This window comes from Luteibacter sp. TLI7-4A (genome assembly GCF_056754745.1).
This window is the reverse complement of the sequence record NZ_JBPGWO010000001.1, coordinates 25893-47907: the sequence shown is the minus strand read 5'-3', so window position 1 is coordinate 47907 and position 22015 is coordinate 25893. Positions and strand designations below refer to the sequence as shown.

22 protein-coding genes and 1 riboswitch are annotated in these 22015 nt (G+C 66.2%); of the genes, 9 read left to right on the top strand and 13 right to left on the bottom strand.

The window, feature by feature from the left end:
* Window positions 1-41: 41 nt before the first annotated feature.
* From nusB to glyA, 9 genes are all read right to left on the bottom strand, one after another.
* Window positions 42-491, bottom strand: coding sequence for a transcription antitermination factor NusB (gene nusB / locus ACR9Y6_RS00210; protein ID WP_306849703.1), 450 nt, complete (start codon window positions 489-491; stop codon window positions 42-44).
* Window positions 488-955 carry a 6,7-dimethyl-8-ribityllumazine synthase gene (ribH, locus tag ACR9Y6_RS00205; protein ID WP_306849701.1) on the bottom strand — a complete coding sequence of 156 codons (468 nt, stop codon included), beginning with the start codon at window positions 953-955 and terminating at the stop codon, window positions 488-490. Before ribH ends, nusB begins: the two co-directional genes overlap by 4 nt.
* A gap of 45 nt (window positions 956-1000) precedes the next feature.
* Window positions 1001-1933, bottom strand: coding sequence for a muramoyltetrapeptide carboxypeptidase (gene ldcA, locus ACR9Y6_RS00200; RefSeq protein ID WP_481279489.1), 933 nt, complete (start codon window positions 1931-1933; stop codon window positions 1001-1003).
* Window positions 1934-2002: 69 nt separating this feature from the next.
* Window positions 2003-3094, bottom strand: a complete 1092-nt coding sequence (gene ribBA, locus ACR9Y6_RS00195) for a bifunctional 3,4-dihydroxy-2-butanone-4-phosphate synthase/GTP cyclohydrolase II (RefSeq protein WP_481279488.1) — start codon at window positions 3092-3094, stop codon at window positions 2003-2005.
* Window positions 3095-3107: 13 nt separating this feature from the next.
* Window positions 3108-3749, bottom strand: a complete 642-nt coding sequence (locus tag ACR9Y6_RS00190) for a riboflavin synthase (RefSeq protein ID WP_481279487.1) — start codon at window positions 3747-3749, stop codon at window positions 3108-3110.
* A gap of 125 nt (window positions 3750-3874) precedes the next feature.
* Window positions 3875-4023: riboswitch (FMN riboswitch) on the bottom strand.
* A 211-nt stretch (window positions 4024-4234) separates the two neighbouring features.
* Entirely contained in the window at window positions 4235-5221 is a 987-nt protein-coding gene (locus tag ACR9Y6_RS00185; protein WP_481282666.1) for a Gfo/Idh/MocA family protein, read from the bottom strand.
* Window positions 5218-6348: a bifunctional diaminohydroxyphosphoribosylaminopyrimidine deaminase/5-amino-6-(5-phosphoribosylamino)uracil reductase RibD gene (ribD, locus tag ACR9Y6_RS00180; protein WP_481279486.1), complete on the bottom strand. Its 1131-nt coding sequence runs from the start codon at window positions 6346-6348 to the stop codon at window positions 5218-5220. The genes ACR9Y6_RS00185 and ribD overlap by 4 nt, the downstream gene beginning before the upstream one ends.
* A complete protein-coding gene (nrdR, locus tag ACR9Y6_RS00175) occupies window positions 6348-6863 on the bottom strand; it encodes a transcriptional regulator NrdR (RefSeq protein WP_306849690.1) in 516 nt (171 codons plus the stop codon). Before nrdR ends, ribD begins: the two co-directional genes overlap by 1 nt.
* A gap of 3 nt (window positions 6864-6866) precedes the next feature.
* Window positions 6867-8123 (bottom strand): serine hydroxymethyltransferase, encoded by a 1257-nt coding sequence (gene glyA / locus ACR9Y6_RS00170; RefSeq protein ID WP_481279485.1) that lies wholly within the window; start codon window positions 8121-8123, stop codon window positions 6867-6869.
* 241 nt (window positions 8124-8364) lie between these two features.
* Here glyA and ACR9Y6_RS00165 point away from each other — a divergent pair, with 241 nt between their 5' ends.
* From ACR9Y6_RS00165 to ACR9Y6_RS00140, 6 genes are all read left to right on the top strand, one after another.
* Entirely contained in the window at window positions 8365-9441 is a 1077-nt protein-coding gene (locus ACR9Y6_RS00165; RefSeq protein ID WP_481279484.1) for a hypothetical protein, read from the top strand.
* Window positions 9442-9595: 154 nt separating this feature from the next.
* Entirely contained in the window at window positions 9596-10711 is a 1116-nt protein-coding gene (locus tag ACR9Y6_RS00160; protein ID WP_481279483.1) for a hypothetical protein, read from the top strand.
* A gap of 168 nt (window positions 10712-10879) precedes the next feature.
* Window positions 10880-11941, top strand: a complete 1062-nt coding sequence (locus ACR9Y6_RS00155; protein ID WP_481279482.1) for a hypothetical protein — start codon at window positions 10880-10882, stop codon at window positions 11939-11941.
* A gap of 155 nt (window positions 11942-12096) precedes the next feature.
* Window positions 12097-13755 (top strand): energy-dependent translational throttle protein EttA, encoded by a 1659-nt coding sequence (gene ettA, locus ACR9Y6_RS00150; protein WP_306849679.1) that lies wholly within the window; start codon window positions 12097-12099, stop codon window positions 13753-13755.
* 143 nt (window positions 13756-13898) lie between these two features.
* Entirely contained in the window at window positions 13899-14711 is an 813-nt protein-coding gene (gene pyrF, locus ACR9Y6_RS00145; protein ID WP_481279481.1) for an orotidine-5'-phosphate decarboxylase, read from the top strand.
* A 122-nt stretch (window positions 14712-14833) separates the two neighbouring features.
* Window positions 14834-15217 carry a hypothetical protein gene (locus ACR9Y6_RS00140; RefSeq protein WP_029213475.1) on the top strand — a complete coding sequence of 128 codons (384 nt, stop codon included), beginning with the start codon at window positions 14834-14836 and terminating at the stop codon, window positions 15215-15217.
* Between the two features lie 12 nt (window positions 15218-15229).
* Here the strand turns inward: ACR9Y6_RS00140 and def are convergent, their stop codons facing one another.
* On the bottom strand, window positions 15230-15766 hold the full coding sequence (def, locus tag ACR9Y6_RS00135) for a peptide deformylase (RefSeq protein ID WP_481279480.1): 537 nt from the start codon (window positions 15764-15766) through the stop codon (window positions 15230-15232).
* A gap of 195 nt (window positions 15767-15961) precedes the next feature.
* Here def and ACR9Y6_RS00130 point away from each other — a divergent pair, with 195 nt between their 5' ends.
* Together ACR9Y6_RS00130 and ACR9Y6_RS00125 are read left to right on the top strand one after the other, a co-directional pair.
* Complete coding sequence (locus tag ACR9Y6_RS00130; protein ID WP_481279479.1) at window positions 15962-18037, top strand: carbon starvation CstA family protein; 2076 nt, start codon at window positions 15962-15964, stop codon at window positions 18035-18037.
* 10 nt (window positions 18038-18047) lie between these two features.
* On the top strand, window positions 18048-18254 hold the full coding sequence (locus ACR9Y6_RS00125) for a YbdD/YjiX family protein (protein ID WP_481279478.1): 207 nt from the start codon (window positions 18048-18050) through the stop codon (window positions 18252-18254).
* A gap of 8 nt (window positions 18255-18262) precedes the next feature.
* Here the strand turns inward: ACR9Y6_RS00125 and ACR9Y6_RS00120 are convergent, their stop codons facing one another.
* Window positions 18263-18970, bottom strand: a complete 708-nt coding sequence (locus tag ACR9Y6_RS00120) for a FadR/GntR family transcriptional regulator (RefSeq protein WP_481279477.1) — start codon at window positions 18968-18970, stop codon at window positions 18263-18265.
* 134 nt (window positions 18971-19104) lie between these two features.
* On the opposite strand from ACR9Y6_RS00120, the gene ACR9Y6_RS00115 reads away from it, so the two are divergent.
* A complete protein-coding gene (locus ACR9Y6_RS00115; protein ID WP_481279476.1) occupies window positions 19105-20244 on the top strand; it encodes an aldose epimerase family protein in 1140 nt (379 codons plus the stop codon).
* Window positions 20245-20257: 13 nt separating this feature from the next.
* On the opposite strand, the gene ACR9Y6_RS00110 is transcribed toward ACR9Y6_RS00115, so the two are convergent.
* The gene (locus tag ACR9Y6_RS00110) at window positions 20258-21160 is read right to left on the bottom strand and encodes a DMT family transporter (protein ID WP_481279475.1); all 903 of its coding nucleotides are present in this window, start codon (window positions 21158-21160) and stop codon (window positions 20258-20260) included.
* Window positions 21157-22011: a glycosyltransferase family 2 protein gene (locus ACR9Y6_RS00105; RefSeq protein ID WP_481279474.1), complete on the bottom strand. Its 855-nt coding sequence runs from the start codon at window positions 22009-22011 to the stop codon at window positions 21157-21159. Before ACR9Y6_RS00105 ends, ACR9Y6_RS00110 begins: the two co-directional genes overlap by 4 nt.
* Window positions 22012-22015 lie beyond the last annotated feature (4 nt).

The window sequence follows — 22015 nt, the reverse complement described above, 5'->3', positions numbered from 1 at the left end:
TTCCCTTGGAAAGAAAGCGCGCGGGAATCGCGGCGCCTGGATCAGGATCGCTTTTCGGCGGTACGCCAATGCGTCGCGAGTTTGTCTAGCACGCCGTTCACATAGCTGTGGCCGTGATCGGCACCGAAACGCTTGGTGGCTTCCACCGCCTCGTTGATGACGACGCGGTAGGGGACGTCCGGACGGTACTTCAGCTCGTACGCTCCCATGCGCAAGGCCGCGCGCTCGATCGGATCGATCTGCGCGACCTCCCGGTCGACGAAGGGCTTGATGCCGTCGTCGAGCTCCTTAACGTGCTGCTCGACGCCGCGCAGGATGTCCTCGAAGTATTCGAGATCGGCTACTTCCATGTCCTGCTCGTGGCGGAACTGCTCGATGACACTGGCCATCTTGCTGCCGCCGACCTGCCAGGCATAGAGCGCCTGGAGGGCACGGCGACGGGCACGCGAGCGCGCGGCCAGGTCGATGCCATGCGGAGGGTTGCTGCTCATTTCCCGAGCTTCGTGTAGAGGTTGACCATCTCGATGGCGACCATGGCCGCATCGGCGCCCTTGTTTCCCGCCTTGGTGCCGGCCCGTTCGATGGCCTGCTCGATGCTGTCGGTGGTCAACACGCCAAAGCACACGGGTACGCCCGAGGCGTAGGCGGCCTGGCCGAGGCCCTTGGCCGCTTCTCCGGCGACGTAGTCGAAGTGCGGCGTGGATCCCCGGATCACCGCACCCAGGCCGAGCACGGCGGCGTAGTTGCCCGAGCCGGCGACCTTGTAGGCGGCCTGCGCGATTTCCCATGCGCCGGGGACGCGGATCAGGTCGATGGCGTCGTCTTTCACGCCGTGGCGGACCAGCGTGTCACGCGCGCCCTGGACGAGCGGTTCCACGACGAACGCATTGAAGCGGCCGGCCACGATGGCGAAACGGCCCTTGGGAGTGGCGAAATCGCCTTCGATGATCTTCATGCAAGGTATTCCTGTGGCGAATAGGCCGCCGCGCGACCGGACATTTTACGGGGTTTTCGGCCTGGGGTGGCCGTCGAAATCGAGCGTGGCGCGTCCAGCGGCGACGGCGAGGCGGCCGGGCGCCCCGAACGGCAACGTGAGCTTGGCGGGTCCGTGACCGAATGGCAGCCCGCGAACCACGGGGATGGCGGCCACCTCGGCGATGCGTTCCAGCGCCACGTCGAGGTCGTAGCCGTTGTCGTATTCGGAAACGCGGTAGCTGGTGAAATCGCCCACCAGCAAGGCCTTCTGCGTACCCAGCACGCCGGCATGGAGCAGGTGGTAAAGCATGCGCTCCACCCGGTACGGAGGCTCGGCCACGTCCTCGACGAAGAGCAGGCCGCCCTCGATCGCCGGGAAGTAAGGGGAGCCGACCAGGCCGGCGAGCATGGCCAGGTTGCCACCCCACAGCGTGCCGCTGGCGGTCACGTCCTCGGTGGACGGGGCGACCCACTCGGCATGGACCTCGTCGCTGGCCAGCGTGTGCCAGAAATGGTCCCAGGTGAGGGTATCGAGTTCGCTCGCGCCGAAATCCGCCCCGAGCATGGGCCCGCCGAAGGTGACGACGCCGCCTCTCGCATACAGGGCGCATTGCAGGGCGGTGAAATCGCTGTGCCCGACCAGGGCGACGGGCGCACCGCGCAGCCGGGCGCCGATGCCCTCGTAATCGAGCATCGGCAAGAGCGGATGGGCTCCGTAACCGCCACGGATCGCCAGGGCGATGTCTGGCAGCGGGCGGGAGGGGTCCGCCAAGGCGTTCAGGTCGGCCGCGCGCTGGGCATCGGTGCCGGCGAAACGCAGGTCGCGCCGCGCCAGGACTTCCTTGCCCGTGACCCGGTGGCCCGCCGCTTCGAGGCGGGCGACGCCGCGCCGCATGGCCTCTGGGTTGTGTGGATAGCCGGAGGGGGCGATCAGGCGGATGTCATAGCTGGGTGGCATGCGGGGCGTCGTCGGGGAAAGGGCTAGCAATAAGCTGTGAGGCGTCGTTTCGCAACCCGAGGCCTCGCATCAGCCCGCTTGCTCGACGACTTCCAGGCCGAAACCCGCGATGCCGACGAACTTGCGCGGCGTGCCCATCACGCGCAGGCGGGTTACCCCGAGTTCGGCGAGGATCTGCGCGCCCAGGCCCAGTTGGCGCCATTCCTGGTCGTCCTTCGGCGGCGGCATCGGCGCATGGTCGCGCTTGAGCCGCGCCAGCAACGCCCCGGGGGTATCCTCGCCGGAAAGTACGAGCAACACGCCGCGCCGCTCCGCGTCGATGCGGCGCAGCGCATCGGTCACGGTCTGGCCGAGATCGTCACGCTTCAGGTGCAGCACGTCGGACAATGTGTTCCGCACGTGCACCCGCGTCAGTACCGGCTCGCCGTCGGCCACGTCGCCGCGGACCAGGGCGAAATGCAATCCATGGCGGATCTGGTCGCGGAAGGCAACCAGGCGGAACGCGCCGAACTCCGTCTCCACGTCTTCCTCATGGACACGCTCGACCGTCTTCTCCGTCTCCAGGCGATAACGGATCAGGTCGGCGATGGTGCCGATCTTCAGGCCGTGCTTCGCGGCGAACACCTCGAGTTCGGGACGGCGGGCCATCGAGCCGTCGTCGTGCAGGATCTCGATCAAGACCGAGGAAGGTTCGAGGCCCGCCAGTGCCGCCAGGTCGCATCCGGCTTCGGTGTGTCCTGCGCGGGTCAGCACGCCGCCCGGCTGCGCGGTCAGCGGAAAGATGTGACCGGGCATGGTGATGTCGGCGGGCTTCGCCTCCTTCGCCACGGCCACCTGGATGGTGTGCGCGCGATCGTGCGCCGAGATGCCGGTGGTGACACCCTCGGCCGCCTCGATCGAGACGGTGAAGTTGGTGTGGTATGGCGAACTGTTGTCGCTGACCATCGGCTTGAGGCCGAGCTGGCGCGTGCGTTGTTCGGTGAGGGTGAGGCAGAGCAGGCCGCGGGCTTCGCGAACCATGAAGTTGACGTCTTCCGGCCGCACCTTCTCGGCGGCCATCACGATGTCGCCTTCGTTCTCGCGATCCTCGTCGTCGAGGATCACGACCATGCGGCCGTTGCGCAGGTCCTCGAGGATCTCAGGGATGGTGTTGAATGACATGTCGCGGTATTCCTCAGGCGAAGCCGTGCTGCTTCAGGAAGGCCTCGTCGAGGCGCGGGCCGTCGCCGCTGGAAAGCAGGCGTTCGACATACCGGGCGACCACGTCCACCTCGATGTTCACGGCATCGCCGGGACGGCGCGCCGAGAATGCCGTATGTGCCACCGTATGGGGGATAAGGTTGACCCCGAACCGGTTTCCGGTGACTTCGTTCACGGTGAGGCTCGTGCCGTCGATGCACACCGAGCCCTTGTGGGCGATGTAGCGCGCCAGGTCGGCGGGAACCTCGAACGTCCAGCGCTGCGATCGCCCGTCGGGCAGCACCGACACCACCTTGCCCGTGCCATCGACATGGCCGGAGACGAGGTGGCCACCGAGACGGTCGGCCAGGCGGAGCGCCTTCTCCAGGTTCACCGGATCGCCGGCCTTGTGCTTGCCGAGCGTCGTGTGGGAAAGGGTTTCGTTGGAGACATCGGCGGCGAAACCGGCCGCGTCGAAGTCGATCACGGTGAGGCAGACACCGGAAACGGCGATGCTGTCGCCGAGGGCGACGTCGGCCATGTCGAGTCCGGATGCATCGACGGTGAGGCGGACGTCACCGCCACGCGGCTCCAGCCGCGCGATACGGCCGACGGCCTGGATAATGCCCGTGAACATGTTCAGTGGCCTCCCTGAAAGGAGGCGATGGGGCGAAGCTGGGTTTTCATGAAACGTTTCCCGCGGTGGTGAGCGAAAAACGCCCCAAGGCGCATGGCGACACGCACCCGGCGAGGAGCGCACGACGCCGTCTTCTTTCATCCGGACTGTGACCGTCGGCTCCGGCATCGGACCGGATCTGCTGACCTCCCGGTGGACCGGGAGCGCTCGCGGGCTCGTTTCCTCGCGGAAACCTACCGCCGGTGGGGAGTTTCGCCCCGCCCTGAAGACGCTATGGAAGCCGGTGTCCCGAGGGACCCCAACCGGCGCAGGATAACATGGGGCCACCCAGGCCAATGACAACTCGATAGCGGCGACTCCGCTCTTGCGGGAGCCGCTTCAGCGACGATGGGTGCTTGCCTCAATCTGGCCCGCTGCCGCGGGATCGCCGGCAAAGCCGGCTCCCACAAGCCGGCTCCCACACAGGGGCGGCTCTCGCGCAGGCATCAGCCGCGGAGCACCTGGTCCATCACCCAACTGGTGCGCGCACCCGTGCGAGCCGTCGAGGGACAGGTGCCCCGCCCTGTCAGCTCCGCCACGATGCTCTCGATCAGCGGTTGCTGGATGTGTTCGGGGTTGGCGACGCGGATGTCATCGACACGCCCGCCGGATTCGAGCCGGATCGGGGCGTCGCCGAAGGTGGCGAAGATGAGCCGGCCACGGTCGCCGACGATCTCCACGCGATCCTCGCGCCGGTCCGCGCCGAAATTCCACAGGCCGGTACCGAGCACGCCGCTGCCGAAACGGAACGCCATCGCCACGGTGTCCTCGGCCGGATAGACGTCCATCTGGTTGGAGGCCAAGCCTCGTGCGTCGACGATGGGACCGAGCAGGAAATCGAGGATATCCAGCGTATGGCAACCGATATCGACGAAGATGCCGCCGCCGGAGATCTCCGGACGTAGCCGCCACGGCAGGTTGGCCCGATCGCGGTAGCGCGGATCGAGCGGCTGGTGGAGCAAGACCTGGACGATGCGCGGCGTACCGATGGCACCCTCGCCAAGCAGGCGGGCGATGGTGCGGAAGCGCGGAAGCATGCGACGGTAGTACGCCACGAACACCGGCACGCCGGCGGCTTCGCCCGCCGCGACGATGTCCTCGCACTCCGCGTGGTCGACAGCCATCGGCTTCTCGACGTACACCGGCTTGCCGGCCGCGATCGCCATCAAGGCGTATTCGCGGTGGCTGGAAGGCGGAGTGGCGACATAGATCGCATCGACCTCCGCATCCGCGATCAGGCCGCGCGCGTCGTCGTACCACCTCGGCACGCCATGCCGTTCCGCGTAATCACGCGCCTTGACGGCGTCGCGACGCATGACCGCCACCAGCGACGAGTTCGGTACCTTCGAAAAGGCGGGACCGCTTTTCACCTCGGTGACGGCGCCGCAACCGACGATACCCCAGCGAACGTGCGTCAACGGCGGCACGGCTATCGGCCCACCTCGGCGGACCCTCGCTGGACGGTGGGGCGCAACCGAAGACGGGTATCGTCGCCGACCTGGCGGCGGTCGATGGTGTCGAGCTTCCAGCGCGACGCCATGTCGTCCAGTGGAGGCAAGGTCAGCATCGGCCGTGCCGTATGGCCCAGCAGGACGGGCGCGATGTAAACCAGCAGTTCATCGGCAAGCCCGGCCGCAAGCAACGCGCCGCATAGAACCGGCCCGGCTTCCACGTGCACTTCGTTGGCATCGCGCTGGGCGAGCCCATGGAGCGCGGCGCGCAGGTCGAGGCCGCCGCCATCGTCCTCGCGAATGACGGCACGCTGGACGCCGGCAAGGTGCGCGGGCACGGAGGCATTCTCCGCGTGGAGCAGCACCGTCGGTGCCGCGTCGTCGAGTACATGGGCGCCCGCCGGCGTGCGCAGGCGCGTGTCGAGGATCGCACGCAGTGGCGGCACGAAACGCTCGTCGCCGGGCAGGCGCACGGTGAGGTGGGGGTCGTCGGCGATCACCGTGCCGCTGGCGGAGAGGATCGCCGAGGCACGGGCACGCCAGCGCTGCACATCGGCTCGCGCGGCCTCGCCCGTGATCCATTTCGACGAACCGTCGGCGAGCGCGGTGCGACCGTCGAGGCTCATCGCCAATTTGACGCGCACCCAGGGCCGCCCGCGCTGGATGCGACTGAAGAAGCCGATGTTGAGCTCGTGCGCCGCGTCGCGCATGAGGCCTACCTGCACGCCGATCCCGGCGGCGCGGAGCTTCTCGATGCCGGCGCCAGCGACCTTGTCGAAGGGATCCTCGTGCGCGATCACCACGCGGCCGACGCCCGCGGCGATCAAGGCATCGGCGCACGGTGGCGTGCGGCCGAAGTGCGCGCAAGGTTCAAGGGTGACGTAGGCGGTGGCGCCGCGCGCGGCTTCACCCGCTTCGCGCAACGCGAACACTTCCGCGTGCGGCTCGCCGGCCCGCTGGTGCCATCCGGTACCGAGCACCGTCTCGCCGCGCGCGATCACGCAGCCGACCCGAGGATTGGGCTGGGTGGTATGCAGGCCGCGTTCGGCCAGACGCAGGGCATGGGCCATGTGGACATGGTCCATGGCCGGGAAGAACGGCCGCGACATCAGGGCTTGCGCCCTCGCCGCGCCGCATCCAGCAGCGGCAGTTGCAGGCCTTCGAGCGACGGCAGGTCACGCTCCAGCTTCTCGATCTCCTCGCGGAAGGCGTGGACGTCTTCGAAACGCCGGTAGACCGAGGCGAAACGTACGTAGGCCACCTGGTCGAGCTTCTTCAGCTCACGCATCACCAGTTCACCGACCTGGCGCGAGGGGACTTCGCGTTCGCCCATGCGGCGCAGGTCGTTGATCACCGCGCGCATCGCGGTATCGACCGCGTCGCTGGCGACCGGACGCTTCTGCAAGGCGCGCTCGAAGCTGACCCGCAGCTTATGCTCGTCGAAAGGCTCGCGCCGGTCGCCGGACTTCACGATGGCCGGCAATTTCAGTTCGGCCGTCTCGAAGGTGTTGAAACGCTCGCCGCACTGCGGGCATTCGCGACGGCGGCGTACCGTGCTCCCGTCTTCGGTGAGACGGGAGTCGATGACGCGCGTGTCTTCATGCTGGCAGAACGGACAGTGCATCGATCAGCCGTAAACCGGGAACCTGGCGCACTGCGCGGTGACCTTGTCGCGTACCGAGGCGATCACGGCGGCGTCCGCGGGTGCGTCGAGCACGTCGCAGATCCACTGGGTCAACTCGATGGCATCGGCTTCCTTGTAACCGCGGGTGGTGATCGCGGGCGTGCCCACGCGCAGCCCCGAGGTGACGAAGGGCGAACGCGGATCGTTCGGCACCGCGTTCTTGTTCACCGTGATGTGCGCCTTGCCGAGCGCGGCCTCAGCGTCCTTGCCGGTGACGTCGCGGCCGATCAGGTCGATCAGCATGAGATGGTTTTCCGTGCCGCCGGAAACGATCTTGTAGCCACGCTCCATGAAGGTCTTCGCCATCGCCTTGGCGTTCTTGACCACCTGGGCCTGGTATTCTTTGAAGGCGGGTTCCAGCGCTTCCTTGAAGGCCACGGCCTTGGCCGCGATGACGTGCATCAGCGGCCCGCCCTGGATGCCCGGGAAGACGATGGACTGCAGTTTCTTTTCCAGCTCCTCGCCAAGCCCCTTGGCGACGATGATGCCGCCGCGCGGACCGCGCAGGGTCTTGTGCGTGGTGGACGTGACCACGTGCGCATGGTCGATGGGGTTCGGGTAATGCCCCGTGGCCACGAGACCGGCGACGTGCGCCATGTCCACGAACAGGTACGCGCCCACCTTGTCGGCGATGGCGCGGAAGCGCGCCCAGTCGAGCACCTGCGAATACGCGGAGAAGCCGGCGACGATCATCTTCGGCTTGTGCTCGACGGCGAGTTTCTCGATCTCGTCGTAGTCCACCAGCCCGGTGTCCGCATCGATGCCGTACTGCACGGCATGGAAGATCTTGCCCGAGAAGTTCACCTTGGCGCCGTGGGTGAGGTGGCCGCCGTGGGCGAGGCTCATGCCCAGGATGGTGTCGCCCGGCTGGAGCAGGGCGAAGTACACCGCCTGGTTGGCCTGCGAACCGGAGTGCGGCTGGACATTCGCGTAGTCGGCGCCGAACAGCTTCTTGAGGCGGTCGATCGCCAGCTTCTCGGCGATGTCGACGTATTCGCAGCCACCGTAGTAACGCTTGCCGGGATAGCCTTCCGCGTACTTGTTGGTCAGCGAGGAGCCCTGGGCTTCCATCACGCGCGGGCTGGCGTAGTTCTCCGAGGCGATCAGCTCGACGTGATCTTCCTGGCGACGGGTCTCGTCGGCGATGGCCTTGGCGAGTTCGTCGTCATAGCCGGCGATCGTTGCATCCTTCGGGAACATCTCGACCTCATGGGAACGGGTGGGGAAAGAAGACCGAAAGTGTAGCGTTAGCGGCAGTTTGCGGCCACCACCCGCCTGAATCGGGGGTATTTAGCGGCAAGGGACGGCACATACGCGGGCGTATGCCGCTCGATGGCGTAGGCGGTACCCGCGCCCGCTTTCTTCTGCGTAGCGGATCACAGCCGGCGAACGTAGGCTACCCCCGGGCTCGCACGCCCATCCCCAAACTGAAAGGAATCCCATGAGAACCATGGATAGCGGCCGGCTGCGCCGGCTTTGCCTTGGGCTGGCTCTTGCCAGCCTTTCCCCGCTGGTGGTCTCCGCGGCGGCTCGTGACCCGGCGCCCGACGTGCCGGGCCGCTTCGACACGGCGGTGGCCACAGGCCTCCCTGCCGTCGTCTCGACCGGCGCGCGCGACCCGGCACAGACCATGGCCACGACACCCGCGAACGACGAACTCGTTGTGCGCCGCCGGGTCGAGAGCCGCTCCACCTACTCCGACGCTCGCCCCGTGGAACTCTATGATGTTCAATTCCGTGGTCGCGACGCCGTGGCGCTGCGCCACGGAACAAACCTGCACATCACGTCGATCGATGACCGGATGCTGCGCTCCACCGCGTTCAAGACCGGTGCGGAACATCCGACCGAGGATGTCTTGCCAGTGACTGACGGGTCGCCACAGGGACCGATCGACGAGGAACCCACGCATGAGAGCGGGGAGAATCTCGCGGACGACCCCACGGATGAAAAGGAATCCCAGGACCTGCACGTATTCGCTTTCGTGCACGACGACGTGCGCCTCAACGACGACGACATCTTTGCGCGATTCTTCGGTTGGTGGATCAAGCGCATGGAGTTCGACGTGCTGGAGGATCGGCGCGTCCACGTTCATCTTCGCCGGAACATTCCGGGGGTGACCCAGCCCTCGTACGGTCACAAGGGCGCGCTGTCCCAATGGATAGATGTGGCACGTGAATACCTCCATCCCGAACTCGCACCACCCTCGACCATCATGCGCATCCGCCAGATCCTCCTGGTGAATGGAAAATCGGTCGAACCCGGCGCCGCCGGCATCGCGAATGGGCAGCCGGGCTCGTACGCCATGGCTAGCACCACAGGCAGCATCGCCGTGCCCGCCCACGAAATCGGCCACATGCTGAATGCCTCGCATGGAAACGCGGAGCGGCGATTCACCGGCCCCTTCTCCACCTGCGACACCATCATGTACCCGGTAGATCCCACCGTGCTGTGCAAGGCCTACAGCCTGCCTAACGTCGACCGTATACGCCGCTTGATGGACTACCGCCCTCCCCGCTGAGCGGCGTAAAGGCGCACCGAAGATTCCACGTTCGGCACCTACGAGTTCGCGTGGGCGGGGACTGCAAGCGACAACCGGTGCATCGCGAATACTGGGCGGCCTCGCGCGCATCCATCACGACCGCGACATCTCCACCCGGACCCAAGGACGAACCATGCCCAACCACGACCGCAAGACACACTCCCGCGTGATCCTGAGTACCTCGATGGCGCTTGCCTGCTGCGCGGCGTTCAGCGCGCAAGCCGCGCGTCACGAACCGATATCGCCGGCGGAAAGCACCAATGCAACCGCCGTCGCGAGGTTCGACGCGGCGATCGCACAAGGTCTACCCGCGCGGTTGCGGTTGACCGGGTCGAGGTCAGGTCAGGCCCGCGGCGACGACGACCTGCGCATCGAAGGCAGGCTCGAAGGCGATGTCGTCTTCGCCGACGGGACGCATGGCGTCACATATGACGGCATGTGGCGTGGCGCCAGGGTCGTCGTGACCCGATCGCGCGGCCATCTCGACATCACGTCGCTCACCCGCTCGGGCATCGACGTCACGGGCTATACCGAGGGGAGCGACGAGGTCGAGCATGAAACCCTGGCAGACGATCCGCGTGACCGGTCCGCGCGAGCGGCCGTGGAAGCCTCTCCGTCCGCACCCTCCGACCCCCCCGCCGCTCCCGACGCCGCGGAAGAATTGAAGCCCAATCGCCTCACCTTCCACCTGATCCTTCACGACGACACCCGCGGCACGTACTCGCATCACATCCATGCAGGTTACGTCGCCTGGTGGCTCGCCGATTTCCAGCGCAGGATCGCGCCCGGAAGAGTGGTCGACGTTCTCTACAGCCGGGACATCGCCGGCGTCACGGACGTCCGCTACGGCTACCTCGGTACGCTCCACGACTGGTCCGACGCCATGGAACGCTACGCCAGCGAACGAGGCATCCCGCGCACCTACCGCCACAAGTTCCTGCTCGTCACCAAAGGCATGGTCGAACCCGATCGCTACGGGCGCTCGTGGCAGAAAGGGTTCGATGGCATGGCGTCGCTCGACGGGAGGTACCCGGAAGTCGCCCACCAGCTCGGACACCTGCTGGGAGCGAAGCACGAACGGGCCGAGGTGCGCTACCAGGGTTGGTGGTGCGAGACGAACATGTATGCGCCCAGTCTTGTCCTGCGCTCGAATTGCTACGTGTACTCGCGCGCGAACATGAGCCTGATCGACGACTACGTCAGGACGGGCGAAGGGTTCATCAAGCACAGCCGGTGGTCGGAGGATTGATGCTCGCGTTCATCCATTGAAGGGATCGGCGCACGGACTACCCGGCTAGCCGGATAAACCTGTCCCGATACACCGTCCCGGATACAGGCCAGCGCCTCATCGCGCTGGTTTGGGGCACACCATCGGACGGACAAAATGAGGATCACCAAACAAGCCAGGGAAAGCCACATGAAACATCCGATGACCATGCTGCGTACCGTCGCGGTTCTCGGCGCGAGTTGCGCCATGTCGCCGTCGATCGCCACGGACGGGCCGGACGACGAGATCTCCGTCGTCGCGCGGTTCGACCGGGCCCTTGCCGCGGGGTTGCCGCAGACGATCCTCCTTCCCCGGGACAACGAACACGATATCGAGGAAAGCGAGGCCGGGTCACTGACGTTGCTTTCGCGGATGGCCGTGGACATCCGGATGCCCAACGGCGACACCATCGACATGTTCGACGCGCGCATCGACGGTGCCCGGGCGGTCGTCTCCCGCCGCGCCGACCACGTGGACGTGACGATGCTGCGTGACGACAATCTCGACACACGGGGCTTCACCCTTGGAACGGACGAGACCGAGCATGTGATCCGCGCGGGAGCGGACCCCATCGAATACTCCGGCCAACCGGACCCCATCGCCCAAGGGTCGAGCGGCACGGGTACGGTACATGTCGTGTTTCCGGAGCGGGCGGCGAAAGACGCTCCGCTCACGATCAATATCTTCGTGCACGACGATACCGGCATCGTCGACGGGCACGACCTGTACCGCGACTACCTGTCCTGGTGGCTCGCGGAACTCAGGGAGAAGATCGTGCCCGACCAGGCTATCAAGGTCGACGTCGTCGGCCGGATACCAGGGGTGACCGACATGAAATACGGGGGCAACGCCTCCATCACGCGCTGGACGAGCGTGGTGGCCGAACTGGTGGAGAAACAGGGCTACCGGCGTACCCACAAGGACAAGTACCTGCTGTTCACCAAGAACGAGATATCGCCCGGCCTTTCGGGCGTCGCGCTCCGGAACAAGAGTGAGGCCATCGCATCGAAGGCCGGGGGCTACACCATCATCGCGCACGAACTTGGCCACACGCTCGGGGCGCTGCACGAAGACGCGGAAATTCGTTATGGCGGCTGGTGGTGCGAGACGAACATGTATGGAAACCACTCACCGTTCCGCTCGCACTGCTACGTGTACTCGGACAAGAACCGGGCACGAATCCGCGACTACATCGCCCACGGCGCGTTGTAACGGGGCCAGGGGGAGGGGAAACCCCTCCCCCGCCCGTTTTCGCGACCCGGACGAAGGCCGGGCGGAACGGGGCATGGGCCGGCCGGACGCGGTACAATTGGGGTTTGCCCACCCGGCATCCAGCCGGGGGCGCGGCTGTGCCTTACGGAGCGTCCATGCAATACATCTACACCATGAACGGGGTGAGCAAGATCGTCCCCCCGAAGCGCCAGATCATCAAGGACATCTCTCTGTCGTTCTTCCCGGGCGCCAAAATCGGCCTGCTGGGCATCAACGGCGCGGGCAAGTCCACGGTCCTGCGGATCATGGCCGGCGTCGACACCGATTTCCAGGGTGAGGCACGCGCCAATCCGGGCACCAAGATCGGCTACCTCGCCCAGGAACCGGATCTCGATCCGAACAAGACCGTTCGCGAAGCGGTCGAGGAAGGCGTCTCGGAAGTCCTCGACGCCCAGAAGCGCCTCGAGGAGGTCTACGCGGCCTACGCCGAGGAAGGCGCCGATTTCGACAAGCTGGCCAAGGAGCAGGAGGCCCTGGAGGGCATCCTGGCCGCCAACGACGCCCATGCCCTCGAACGCCAGCTCGAAGTCGCGGCCGATGCGCTGCGACTGCCGCCGTGGGACGCGAAGATCGGTCCCCTGTCCGGCGGCGAAAAGCGCCGCGTGGCGCTGTGCCGCCTGCTGCTGTCCAAGCCGGACATGCTCCTGCTCGACGAGCCGACCAACCATCTGGATGCGGAATCGGTCGACTGGCTGGAAACCTTCCTGCACGACTACCCGGGCACCGTGGTGGCCGTCACCCATGACCGCTACTTCCTCGACAACGCCGCGGAATGGATCCTCGAACTCGATCGCGGTCGCGGCATTCCCTGGAAGGGCAACTACACCGAGTGGCTGGAGCAGAAAGACCAGCGTCTCGCGCAGGAAGCCAACCAGGAAAAATCGCGCCAGAAGGCGATCAAGAAGGAACTGGAGTGGGTGCGCTCGGCGGCGAAGGGTCGCCAGTCGAAGGGCAAGGCCCGTCTCAACCGCTTCGAGGAACTGAACTCGGTCGAGTACCAGCGCCGCAACGAGACCAACGAGATCTTCATTCCGCCCGGCGAGCGCCTGGGCCAGGAAGTGATCGAGTTCAAGAACGTCACGAAGTCGTTCGGCGACCGCGTGCTGATCGAGGACCTCTCGTTCAAGATCCCACCGGGCGCCATCGTCGGCGTGATCGGCCCGAACGGCGCCGGCAAGTCGACCATGATGAAGATGATCATGGGCAAGGAAACGCCGGACAGCGGCGAGGTGAAGCTGGGCCACACGGTCAAGCTCGCCTACGTCGACCAGTCGCGCGACGCCCTCGATCCGAAGAACAACGTGTGGCAGGAGGTTTCCGGCGGCTCGGACATCCTCACCATCGGCAACTTCGAGATCCAGTCGCGCGCCTATATCGGCCGCTTCAACTTCAAGGGCACCGACCAGCAGAAGATCGTCGGCCAGTTGTCCGGCGGTGAGCGTGGCCGCCTGCACATGGCCAAGACCCTGCTCCAGGGTGGCAACGTGCTGCTGCTGGACGAACCCTCCAACGATCTCGACGTCGAGACGCTGCGCGCGCTGGAAGACGCCCTGCTCGAATTCCCGGGCTGCGCGGTGGTCATCTCGCATGACCGTTGGTTCCTCGACCGCATCGCCACGCACATCATCTCGTTCGAAGGCGATTCGCACGTCGAGTTCTTCCCGGGCAATTACAACGAGTACGAAGCCGACAAGAAGCGCCGCATGGGCGACGATGCCGGTCCCAAGCGCGTGAAGTACAAGAAGCTGGTCTGATACGAGGCCGATCGCGGCCAAGGCCGCTTCCCACCCGGGAGCGGCTTCCCACCCGAAGGTAGGCAAAGCCGCCACCTACGGGTGGGACGCGGCCTCGGCCGCGATCCAGTTCGACCCGGTCCAACCCAAAAGCGGTGCCGCCCATGAACTTCTCCAACGCCCTGAAGAACGCCTGGCGTCGCAACGATTCCCTGGTCTGTGTCGGCCTCGACCCCGAGCCGGGCCGCCTGCCCGCCGGGCTCTCGGGTAACGAAGGCATCTTCACCTTCTGCCGCGACATCGTCGACGCCACCGCCGGCCTGGTCTGCGCCTATAAGCCGCAGATCGCCCACTTCGCCGCGCAACGCGCGGAAGGCGTCCTGGAACGGCTGATCGCCTACATCCACGACACGTATCCGGGCATCCCGGTGATCCTCGACGCCAAGCGTGGCGATATCGGTTCGACGGCGAAGCACTACGCGGCGGAGGCCTTCGACCGCTACGATGCCGACGCGGTCACACTGAACCCTTATCTCGGCCACGACTCCATCGCCCCGTTCCTGGAACGCGCCGACAAGGGCGTGATCCTGCTTTGCCGCACATCCAATCCGGGCGGCAAGGATTTCCAGGCACTCGACTGTGGCGGCGAGCCGCTCTACATCCGCGTGGCCGAGACCATCGCCCGCGACTGGAACGGAAACGGCAACTGCGCGCTGGTCACCGGGGCAACCTGGCCGGAAGAGCTTGGCCGGGTCCGCCGGGTGGTGGGCGACATGCCCCTGCTGGTGCCGGGCATCGGGGCACAGGGGGGCGACATCGAAGCGGTGATGACCAACGGCAGGACAGCCGATGGAACGGGCCTGATGATTTCCTCCTCGCGCGCCATCCTCTACGCTAGTGCCGGTCCCGACTTTGCCGACCTAGCACATCGAGCGGCCGATGAAATGAGAAAATCGGTCAACTTGTTCCGTATTTAAGTAGCAAAACCAAAAGCAGTCGCAAATTGTACGATTTAGCAACTGCAAAAGGCTTACGCTGCCGCTCCGCGCTATCGAACAATACCGGGCTAGAAGCGCCACAGCGTTCCACCGGAGTTGTCATGCCACCTATCAACCGAGGTTTTTCCCAACGCCTGCATGTCGCGCTGGACATGGCCGGCGTGAAGAAAGGCCGCGGCCGCATCACCCAGCTTGCCGACCTTTTCGACGTCAGCCGGGAAACGGCTCGCAAATGGCTCAGCGACCTGGGCTTGCCCGAACTGGAGCGCCAGATCGACATGGCGACGCGGTTCGGCGTCAATTTCGAATGGCTGGCCACCGGCCGCGGTTCTCCGAACGGCGCCACCGGCGTGCGCGAAAGTCCCGCCCTTTACCGCGCGGATTCTCGCGAGCAACTGCGACTGGTGGGGCTCGTCAGCCGCCTGCCGAAGGAGCGCCGCAAGGCCCTGCTGGTCATCATCGAAGCACTGGCGGACGCCGAGTAACTCCGGAAATTCTCAGTCGTCCCCGATGTCCATGCCGGGAAACAGCACATCGGTGAAGCCGAACTTCGTGAAATCCGTGATGCGCGAGGGATACAGGCGACCGATAAGGTGATCGCATTCATGCTGCACCACGCGGGCGTGGAACCCCTCGGCGGTACGGTCGATGGGCGAGCCCTTCGGGTCGATGCCCTGGTAGCGGATCAACGAGTAGCGGTTCACGGCACCACGCAGTCCCGGCACGGACAGGCAACCCTCCCAGGCCTCCTCCATGTCCTGGGAGAGAGGCGTGATCACCGGATTGAGCAGGATGGTCTGCGGCACCGGTGGCGCATCGGGGTAGCGCTCGCTGCTGTCGAACCCGAAGATCACCAGTTGCAGGTCGACCCCGACCTGGGGCGCGGCCAGGCCTACGCCACCCGCGTCGTACATGGTGTCGAACATGTCCTGGATGAGGGCCTCGAGTTCGGCCGAGCCGATCATCCCGGAAGGAACGGGCGGCGCGATACGCAACAGGCGCTCGTCACCCATCTTGAGGATCTCGCGAATCATGGGTTTTTCCCTGGGGAGTGGGGATACCCGCAGCATGGCGCCGGAACGCGCCCGGCTCAAGCCTTTTGGTCCGGCGCGGCACGCACCGGGCCTCCTTGACCATTCGACCAATGGCTAATACGCCAAATGCCTTGCGGAGATTGACCCCCAAGGCATGCAGGACGACCCTTGTCGCATCCGCAAGGGGAGCACGACATGCAAAGCGCCATTCCCAAACCCAGTCCCGCGGGCAAGATCCTGTGGACCGCCATCGCCATCGTCGGCGCCTGGTGCCTCGGTGTCGTCGCCCTGCGGCGCGGCGAGCCCATCAACGCCATATGGCTGGTCACCGCGTCGGTGGCCGTCTTTCTCATCGGCTACCGGTTCTATAGCCGGCTGATCGCCACCCGGCTGCTCCAGCTCGACCCCACGCGCGCCACGCCCGCCGTCCTGCGTAATGACGGCCTCGACTACGTGCCGACCGACAAGTGGGTGGTATTCGGGCACCATTTCGCCGCCATCGCCGGCGCGGGTCCCCTGGTCGGCCCCGTGCTCGCCGCGCAGATGGGCTACCTGCCCGGCACGCTGTGGATCCTGGTCGGCGTCGTCTTCGCCGGCGCCGTGCAGGATTTCATGATCCTAGGCCTCTCGCTGCGACGCGACGGCCGCTCGCTGGGCCACATGCTGCGCGAAGAACTGGGCGAAGTCCCGGGCGTCATCGCCATGGTCGGCGTACTCGTGCTGATGATGATCGTGCTGGCCGTGCTGGCGCTGGTCGTGGTCAAGGCGCTGACGCACAGCCCCTGGGGTACCTTCACCGTCGCCGCGACGATCCCCATCGCGCTTCTGATGGGCCTGTACCTGCGCTACATCAGGCCGGGCCGCATCCTGGAGGTTTCCATCATCGGCCTGGTCCTGCTGCTGGCGTCGATCTGGTACGGCAAGACCGTCGCCGACACGCCGGCCCTGTCCGCCCTGTTCGACTTCGACGCGAAAGGCCTGGCGTGGCTGTTGATCGGCTACGGCTTCTTCGCCTCGGTACTGCCGGTATGGCTGCTGCTCGCGCCACGCGACTACCTGTCCACCTTCCTCAAGATCGGCACGATCGTGCTGCTCGCCCTGGCCATCTTCCTCGCGGCGCCGACACTGCAGATGCCGGCCGTCACGAAGTTCATCGACGGCACGGGCCCGGTCTTCTCGGGCAATCTCTTCCCGTTCCTGTTCATCACCATCGCCTGCGGCGCGGTGTCGGGCTGGCATTCCATCATCGCCTCCGGCACCACGCCGAAGCTGCTGGCCAACGAGGGCGAGGCACGCATCGTCGGCTATGGCGGCATGCTGATGGAGGCCTTCGTCGCCATCATGGCGCTCATCGCGGCGGCCTCGCTGCATCCGGGCGTGTACTTCGCCATGAACTCCCCCGGCGCCCTGGTCGGCACCACGGCCGAGCAGGCCGCGCAGACGATCAGCACCTGGGGTTTCCTGGTCACGCCGGCCGAATTGACCGAGACGGCGAAGAACATCGGTGAGAGCACCATCCTCGGGCGCGCGGGCGGCGCACCGACGCTCGCGGTGGGCATGGCGCAGCTGCTCCACGGAATCATGCCCGGCGAGGGCATGATGGCCCTGTGGTACCACTACGCCATCCTGTTCGAGGCCCTGTTCATCCTCACGACGGTCGATGCCGGCACACGCGTGGGTCGCTTCATGATCCAGGAACTGGCCGGCATGGCATGGGCACCGCTCAAGCGGACCGAATCCTGGCTCGGCAACGTCGTCGCCACGGTGATCTGCGTCGGCCTCTGGGGATACTTCCTGTACCAGGGCGCGGTCGATCCGCTGGGCGGCATCAACACGCTATGGCCCTTGTTCGGCATCGCCAACCAGATGCTCGCGGCGATCGCACTGATGCTCGCCACCGTGGTCACCGTGAAACTCAAGCGCGAGCGTTTCGTGCTGATACCCGCCGTGCCCGCCGCGTGGCTGGTGACCTGCACGTTGACCGCCGGTTGGCAGAAGATCTTCGACGCCAAGATCAGCTTCACCGCGGCGGCGCAGAAGTACGCCGATGCGATGGCCAGCGGCAAGCTGCTCGCGCCGGCCAAGTCGATGGACGAAATGCAGCGGATCGTCACCAACAACCGCGTGGACATGGCACTCACCGCCCTGTTCATGCTTCTGGTCCTGACCATGCTGTTCTTCTCGCTCCGCGCCATCGCCCGCGCCTGGCGCGCCAACCACCCGACCGCGCACGAGGAACCCTACGTCGCGCTGTCAAGCGTGGCTCCCTGAGGACAACGCCATGAACCCCGATGCACGAACGGCACCTCGCTCGCTGTGGAAGTGGGCGGTCCAGACCGCCCGCCTCTGCTGCGGCGTGCCCGACTACGACGTGTACGTGAAACACCTGCGCGAGCACCACCCGGAGCGCGCCGTGCCCAGCTACGGCGAGTTCTTCCGGGAGCGGCAGGAAGCGAGGTACCGCGGCACGGGCGGCCGCTGCTGCTGAGGTTCCCGCTACCCGCGGCGACGCTTGCGCATGTTCGCCCGCGAATCCGCGATCATCGAGTGCATGGCCGCCGCGGCCTCGTTCGGACGGCGGCGGCGGATGGCTTCGTACACCGCCCGGTGCTGTGGCAGCGAGTATTTGAAGTTCTTCGCGTTACGCGCGGACATCACGAAGAACGTGGCCAGGGCGGTTTCGATCACGGCGAACAGCGAGCTCAACAACTCGTTGTTCGTCGCCGCGAGCACCGCCTCGTGGAAGCGCAGGTCGGCCTCGGCCCAGGCATCCAGGTCTTCCGCCCCGTCCATGGCTTCGAGGGCCTCGGCGATCGTCTCCAGTTGCGCCGGGTCGCGCCGTCGCGCCGCCGCCATCGCCGCCGCTGGCTCGATGATCCCGCGCATTTCCACCAGTTTCTCGACGAAGTCATCGGTCGGCATGGCCGCGCAACGCCAGGCGAGGACGTCGGCATCGAGGTGGTTCCAATGACGCGGGTCGCGCACGCGCATGCCGGTCTTCTGGCGCGTCTCGATCAGCCCCTTGGACCCCAGCACCTTCAGTGCCTCCCGTAGCACCGTACGGCTGACCTCCATCTGCCCGGCCAGTTGCGACTCGCCGGGCAAGGCGTCTCCAGGTCGAAGCACGCCGCCCACGATCGAGCTGCCGATATCCTCGATCACCTGCGCGTGCAGGTTCCGCGCGCTTGCCGCCTTCAATGCCATGGGCCCTTCCCGATGTGCTACCCGGCGCACATCGTAGCCGCACCCACCGGCGAGGCGATGACGCGGCGCAGCTTGTCATTTGTCGGACAAATGTGGTTTGGTCGCCTGACTTTACCGAAGGGAGTGGACTTGCGATGAAGTTCGTAACGAGCCTGGCCACCGCGATCCTGCTGGCCACCACCACCGCCGCGACGGCCGGCGAAGCAACGAAGGCATCGTTCGGCAGCACGCCGGACGGCACGGACGTGACGCTGGTCACACTCACCAACGGCCACGGCATGACGGCGAAGATCCTCTCGCTGGGCGCCGCGCTCTACGCCCTGGAAGTGCCCGACCGCAACGGCAAGCCCGGCGACATCGTGCTCGGTTACCCGGACATCAAGGGAACCTTCGCCAAGCCGCAGTACTTCGGCGATACCGTGGGCCGCTATGCCAATCGCATCGCCAAGGGGCGCTTCACCCTGGATGGCAAGCAGTACACGGTGCCGGTCAACGATGGCCCGAACTCGCTGCATGGCGGCAAGCTCGGCTTCGACAAGGTCGTCTGGACCGTCGACAAGGTGGAGTCCGGCGCCCGACCCAGCGTCACCCTCACCTATGTCAGCCCCGACGGCGACCAGGGCTATCCCGGCAAGCTCACCACCACCGCGACGTACTCGATCGACGACAAGAACGAACTCACCATCGAGTACACGGCGACGACCGACGCGCCGACCATCGTCAACGTCACCAACCATGCCTACTGGAACCTCGCCGGTGAAGGTTCGGGGAGCGTGATGGACCAGAAGCTGATGATCGCCGCCGACGCCTACCTGCCGACCGACGCAACCGCCATTCCCACGGGCGAAATACGCAACGTGGCCGGCAGCGACTTCGATTTCCGCAAGGCCAAGCCGATCGGCCGCGACATCCGCGACGCGAAGGAACAACAGCTGGTGTTCGGCCGCGGGTACGACCACAACTGGGTGGTTTCGCGCAAAGAGGCCGCGCAACCGCGCGAAGTGGCGCGGGTCAGCGATCCGAAGAGTGGACGCGTGCTTTCCCTGTGGTCGGCGCAACCGGGCCTGCAGTTCTACTCGGGCAACTTCCTCGACGCGACCACCTCGGGCAAGTCCGGCGGCGTCTATCGCCAGGGCGATGCGTTCGCGCTGGAGCCCCAGCTCTACCCCGACACGCCGAACCGCCCGGAGTTCGGCTCGGCGCGGCTGGAGCCGGGCCAGACCTACCGGAACCTGATGATCTACAAGTTCTCGGTGGACAAGGCCACGAAGTGACCCCGCAGCCTGCTCACACTTCGTGATGCAACGCTTCCGCCGGCTTCTTCCGGCGGAAGCGCGGCGCGAGCTCCACCATGTACATCGCCGCCAGCACGAGCCCACCACCGCCGAGCATGCGCACGGTGAGCGCGTCGACCCCCAACAGCACCGCGAAGCCGGCAGCGAACACCGGCTCGGTCGTCATCACGATCGCGGCCCTCGTCGCCGGCATGTGTGCCTGGGCCCAGGTCTGCACGAGCATCGCCAGCGCGCCGGCGACCAGGGCCATGTAGAGCACGGCGATCCACGCCTTGGCGTCCGGTGGCATGGCCGGTCCGCCATGCGGCAAGGTGATCGCCAGGCAGACGGTGGCGATACCGGCCATCTGGATCGCGGACATGCCGAACGCATCGCCCGGCTTCGACCAGTGGCCCAGCCCGACGATGTGCAAGGCGTACAGCGCCGCCGAGGCCAGCGTGAGCAATACGCCCGTATCCACCTCGAAGCCGTTCAACGCCAGCACTCCCAGGCCCACGGTCGCAAGCGCCACGGCGAGCCAGGTGCTCCATGGCATGCGCTGGCGGAACAGCAGCAAGGCGAGGATCGGCGTGATCACCACGTACATGCCGGTGACGAAGCCACTCACGCTGGGCGAGGTGCGTGCCAGTCCTTCGGTCTGCAACCATTGCGCGACGCCATAGAGCAGGCCGAGGCCGAAGCCACGCAGGCGCTGTTTGCGGTCGAGCCGTCTCAGTGGCACCGCGAAAAGCAGCAACATCGTCACCGCGGCGATGACGAATCGCACCGCGAGGAAATCGACCACGGACATCCGGCCGACCACGTCCTTGATCAGGACGAAGGTGGAACCCCAGATCGCCGTGACCGCAAGCAGGCCGAGGGTGGCGAGACCACCGCCACGCGCCGTCCCACTCATCGGCGCTTCCGCAGGAGCTGGCCGGGAATCTTCAGGAGGAAATGGGCACGAATGCCCAGCCATACGACGGCGCGCACCAGTGGGTTGCGCGCGGCGGGGTCGTGGCGGCGGAACCACAGGTACATGCTGCGATGCTTGTGCCGGCTGACGAAGACGGGCCGGTGCCGGCTGGAACCGCCCTTGCCGTGCAACACGCGAACGTCGCCGGCGAGCAGCACCTTGTAACCGGCATCGCGGGCGCGGCGACAGAGGTCCATGTCCTCGCAGTGCAGGAAGAAGGCCTCGTCGAATCCATGGAGACGCTCGAAGACCTCGCGCGGGATGAGGATGATCGCTCCCGAAACGATCTCGACCTCTTCGGCCCCGTCCGGGATCGGCCCCGCGATATCGATGCCCGTGTCGCCTCCGCGGCCCAGCTTCGTGGCGAGCGACCGGCGCAGCAGGGGATCGCGCCGCCGCGAGGCCGGATCGGGCCGGCCTTCGCTATCGCATACGACCGCGCCGACGATGCCCGTGTGGACGTCGACATGCGCCGCCATGCGGGCGATCGTATCCGGCTCGACGAGGCAATCCGGGTTGAGCACGAGCAGGTGGTCGCCACGTGCCTGCGCGGCACCGCGATTCACGGCCGGCCCGAAACCGAGGTTGGTCCGGTTGTAGATCACCCGCACGCGATCGTCGCCGGCGTAGGCACGATCGAGTGATTCAGGCACGCCGTCGGTGGAGCCGTTGTCGACGACGATGACCTCGACCGGCACGTCGCTGGCGAGCGCGTGCTCGACGCACTCGCGCGTGAACGGGCCGCTATCGGCCAGGACGATGACGATGCTGGTGAGGCGGGGACTGTTCACCGGT

Bases quoted from the DNA above. Each gene is read 5' to 3' on its own strand.
- ribD (WP_481279486.1), bottom strand. From the start codon at position 6,348: ATGTCGCGGCCGTTCTTCCCGGCCATGGACCATGTCCACATGGCCCAT.
- ACR9Y6_RS00140 (WP_029213475.1), top strand. From the start codon at position 14,834: ATGCCACCTATCAACCGAGGTTTTTCCCAACGCCTGCATGTCGCGCTG.
- ACR9Y6_RS00110 (WP_481279475.1), bottom strand. From the start codon at position 21,160: ATGAGTGGGACGGCGCGTGGCGGTGGTCTCGCCACCCTCGGCCTGCTT.
- ACR9Y6_RS00130 (WP_481279479.1), top strand. From the start codon at position 15,962: ATGCAAAGCGCCATTCCCAAACCCAGTCCCGCGGGCAAGATCCTGTGG.
- ACR9Y6_RS00155 (WP_481279482.1), top strand. From the start codon at position 10,880: ATGAAACATCCGATGACCATGCTGCGTACCGTCGCGGTTCTCGGCGCG.
- nusB (WP_306849703.1), bottom strand. From the start codon at position 491: ATGAGCAGCAACCCTCCGCATGGCATCGACCTGGCCGCGCGCTCGCGT.
- ldcA (WP_481279489.1), bottom strand. From the start codon at position 1,933: ATGCCACCCAGCTATGACATCCGCCTGATCGCCCCCTCCGGCTATCCA.
- ACR9Y6_RS00160 (WP_481279483.1), top strand. From the start codon at position 9,596: ATGCCCAACCACGACCGCAAGACACACTCCCGCGTGATCCTGAGTACC.
- ACR9Y6_RS00120 (WP_481279477.1), bottom strand. From the start codon at position 18,970: ATGGCATTGAAGGCGGCAAGCGCGCGGAACCTGCACGCGCAGGTGATC.
- nrdR (WP_306849690.1), bottom strand. From the start codon at position 6,863: ATGCACTGTCCGTTCTGCCAGCATGAAGACACGCGCGTCATCGACTCC.
- ACR9Y6_RS00165 (WP_481279484.1), top strand. From the start codon at position 8,365: ATGAGAACCATGGATAGCGGCCGGCTGCGCCGGCTTTGCCTTGGGCTG.
- ACR9Y6_RS00115 (WP_481279476.1), top strand. From the start codon at position 19,105: ATGAAGTTCGTAACGAGCCTGGCCACCGCGATCCTGCTGGCCACCACC.
- ACR9Y6_RS00125 (WP_481279478.1), top strand. From the start codon at position 18,048: ATGAACCCCGATGCACGAACGGCACCTCGCTCGCTGTGGAAGTGGGCG.
- ACR9Y6_RS00190 (WP_481279487.1), bottom strand. From the start codon at position 3,749: ATGTTCACGGGCATTATCCAGGCCGTCGGCCGTATCGCGCGGCTGGAG.
- ettA (WP_306849679.1), top strand. From the start codon at position 12,097: ATGCAATACATCTACACCATGAACGGGGTGAGCAAGATCGTCCCCCCG.
- pyrF (WP_481279481.1), top strand. From the start codon at position 13,899: ATGAACTTCTCCAACGCCCTGAAGAACGCCTGGCGTCGCAACGATTCC.
- ribBA (WP_481279488.1), bottom strand. From the start codon at position 3,094: ATGTCATTCAACACCATCCCTGAGATCCTCGAGGACCTGCGCAACGGC.
- glyA (WP_481279485.1), bottom strand. From the start codon at position 8,123: ATGTTCCCGAAGGATGCAACGATCGCCGGCTATGACGACGAACTCGCC.
- def (WP_481279480.1), bottom strand. From the start codon at position 15,766: ATGATTCGCGAGATCCTCAAGATGGGTGACGAGCGCCTGTTGCGTATC.
- ribH (WP_306849701.1), bottom strand. From the start codon at position 955: ATGAAGATCATCGAAGGCGATTTCGCCACTCCCAAGGGCCGTTTCGCC.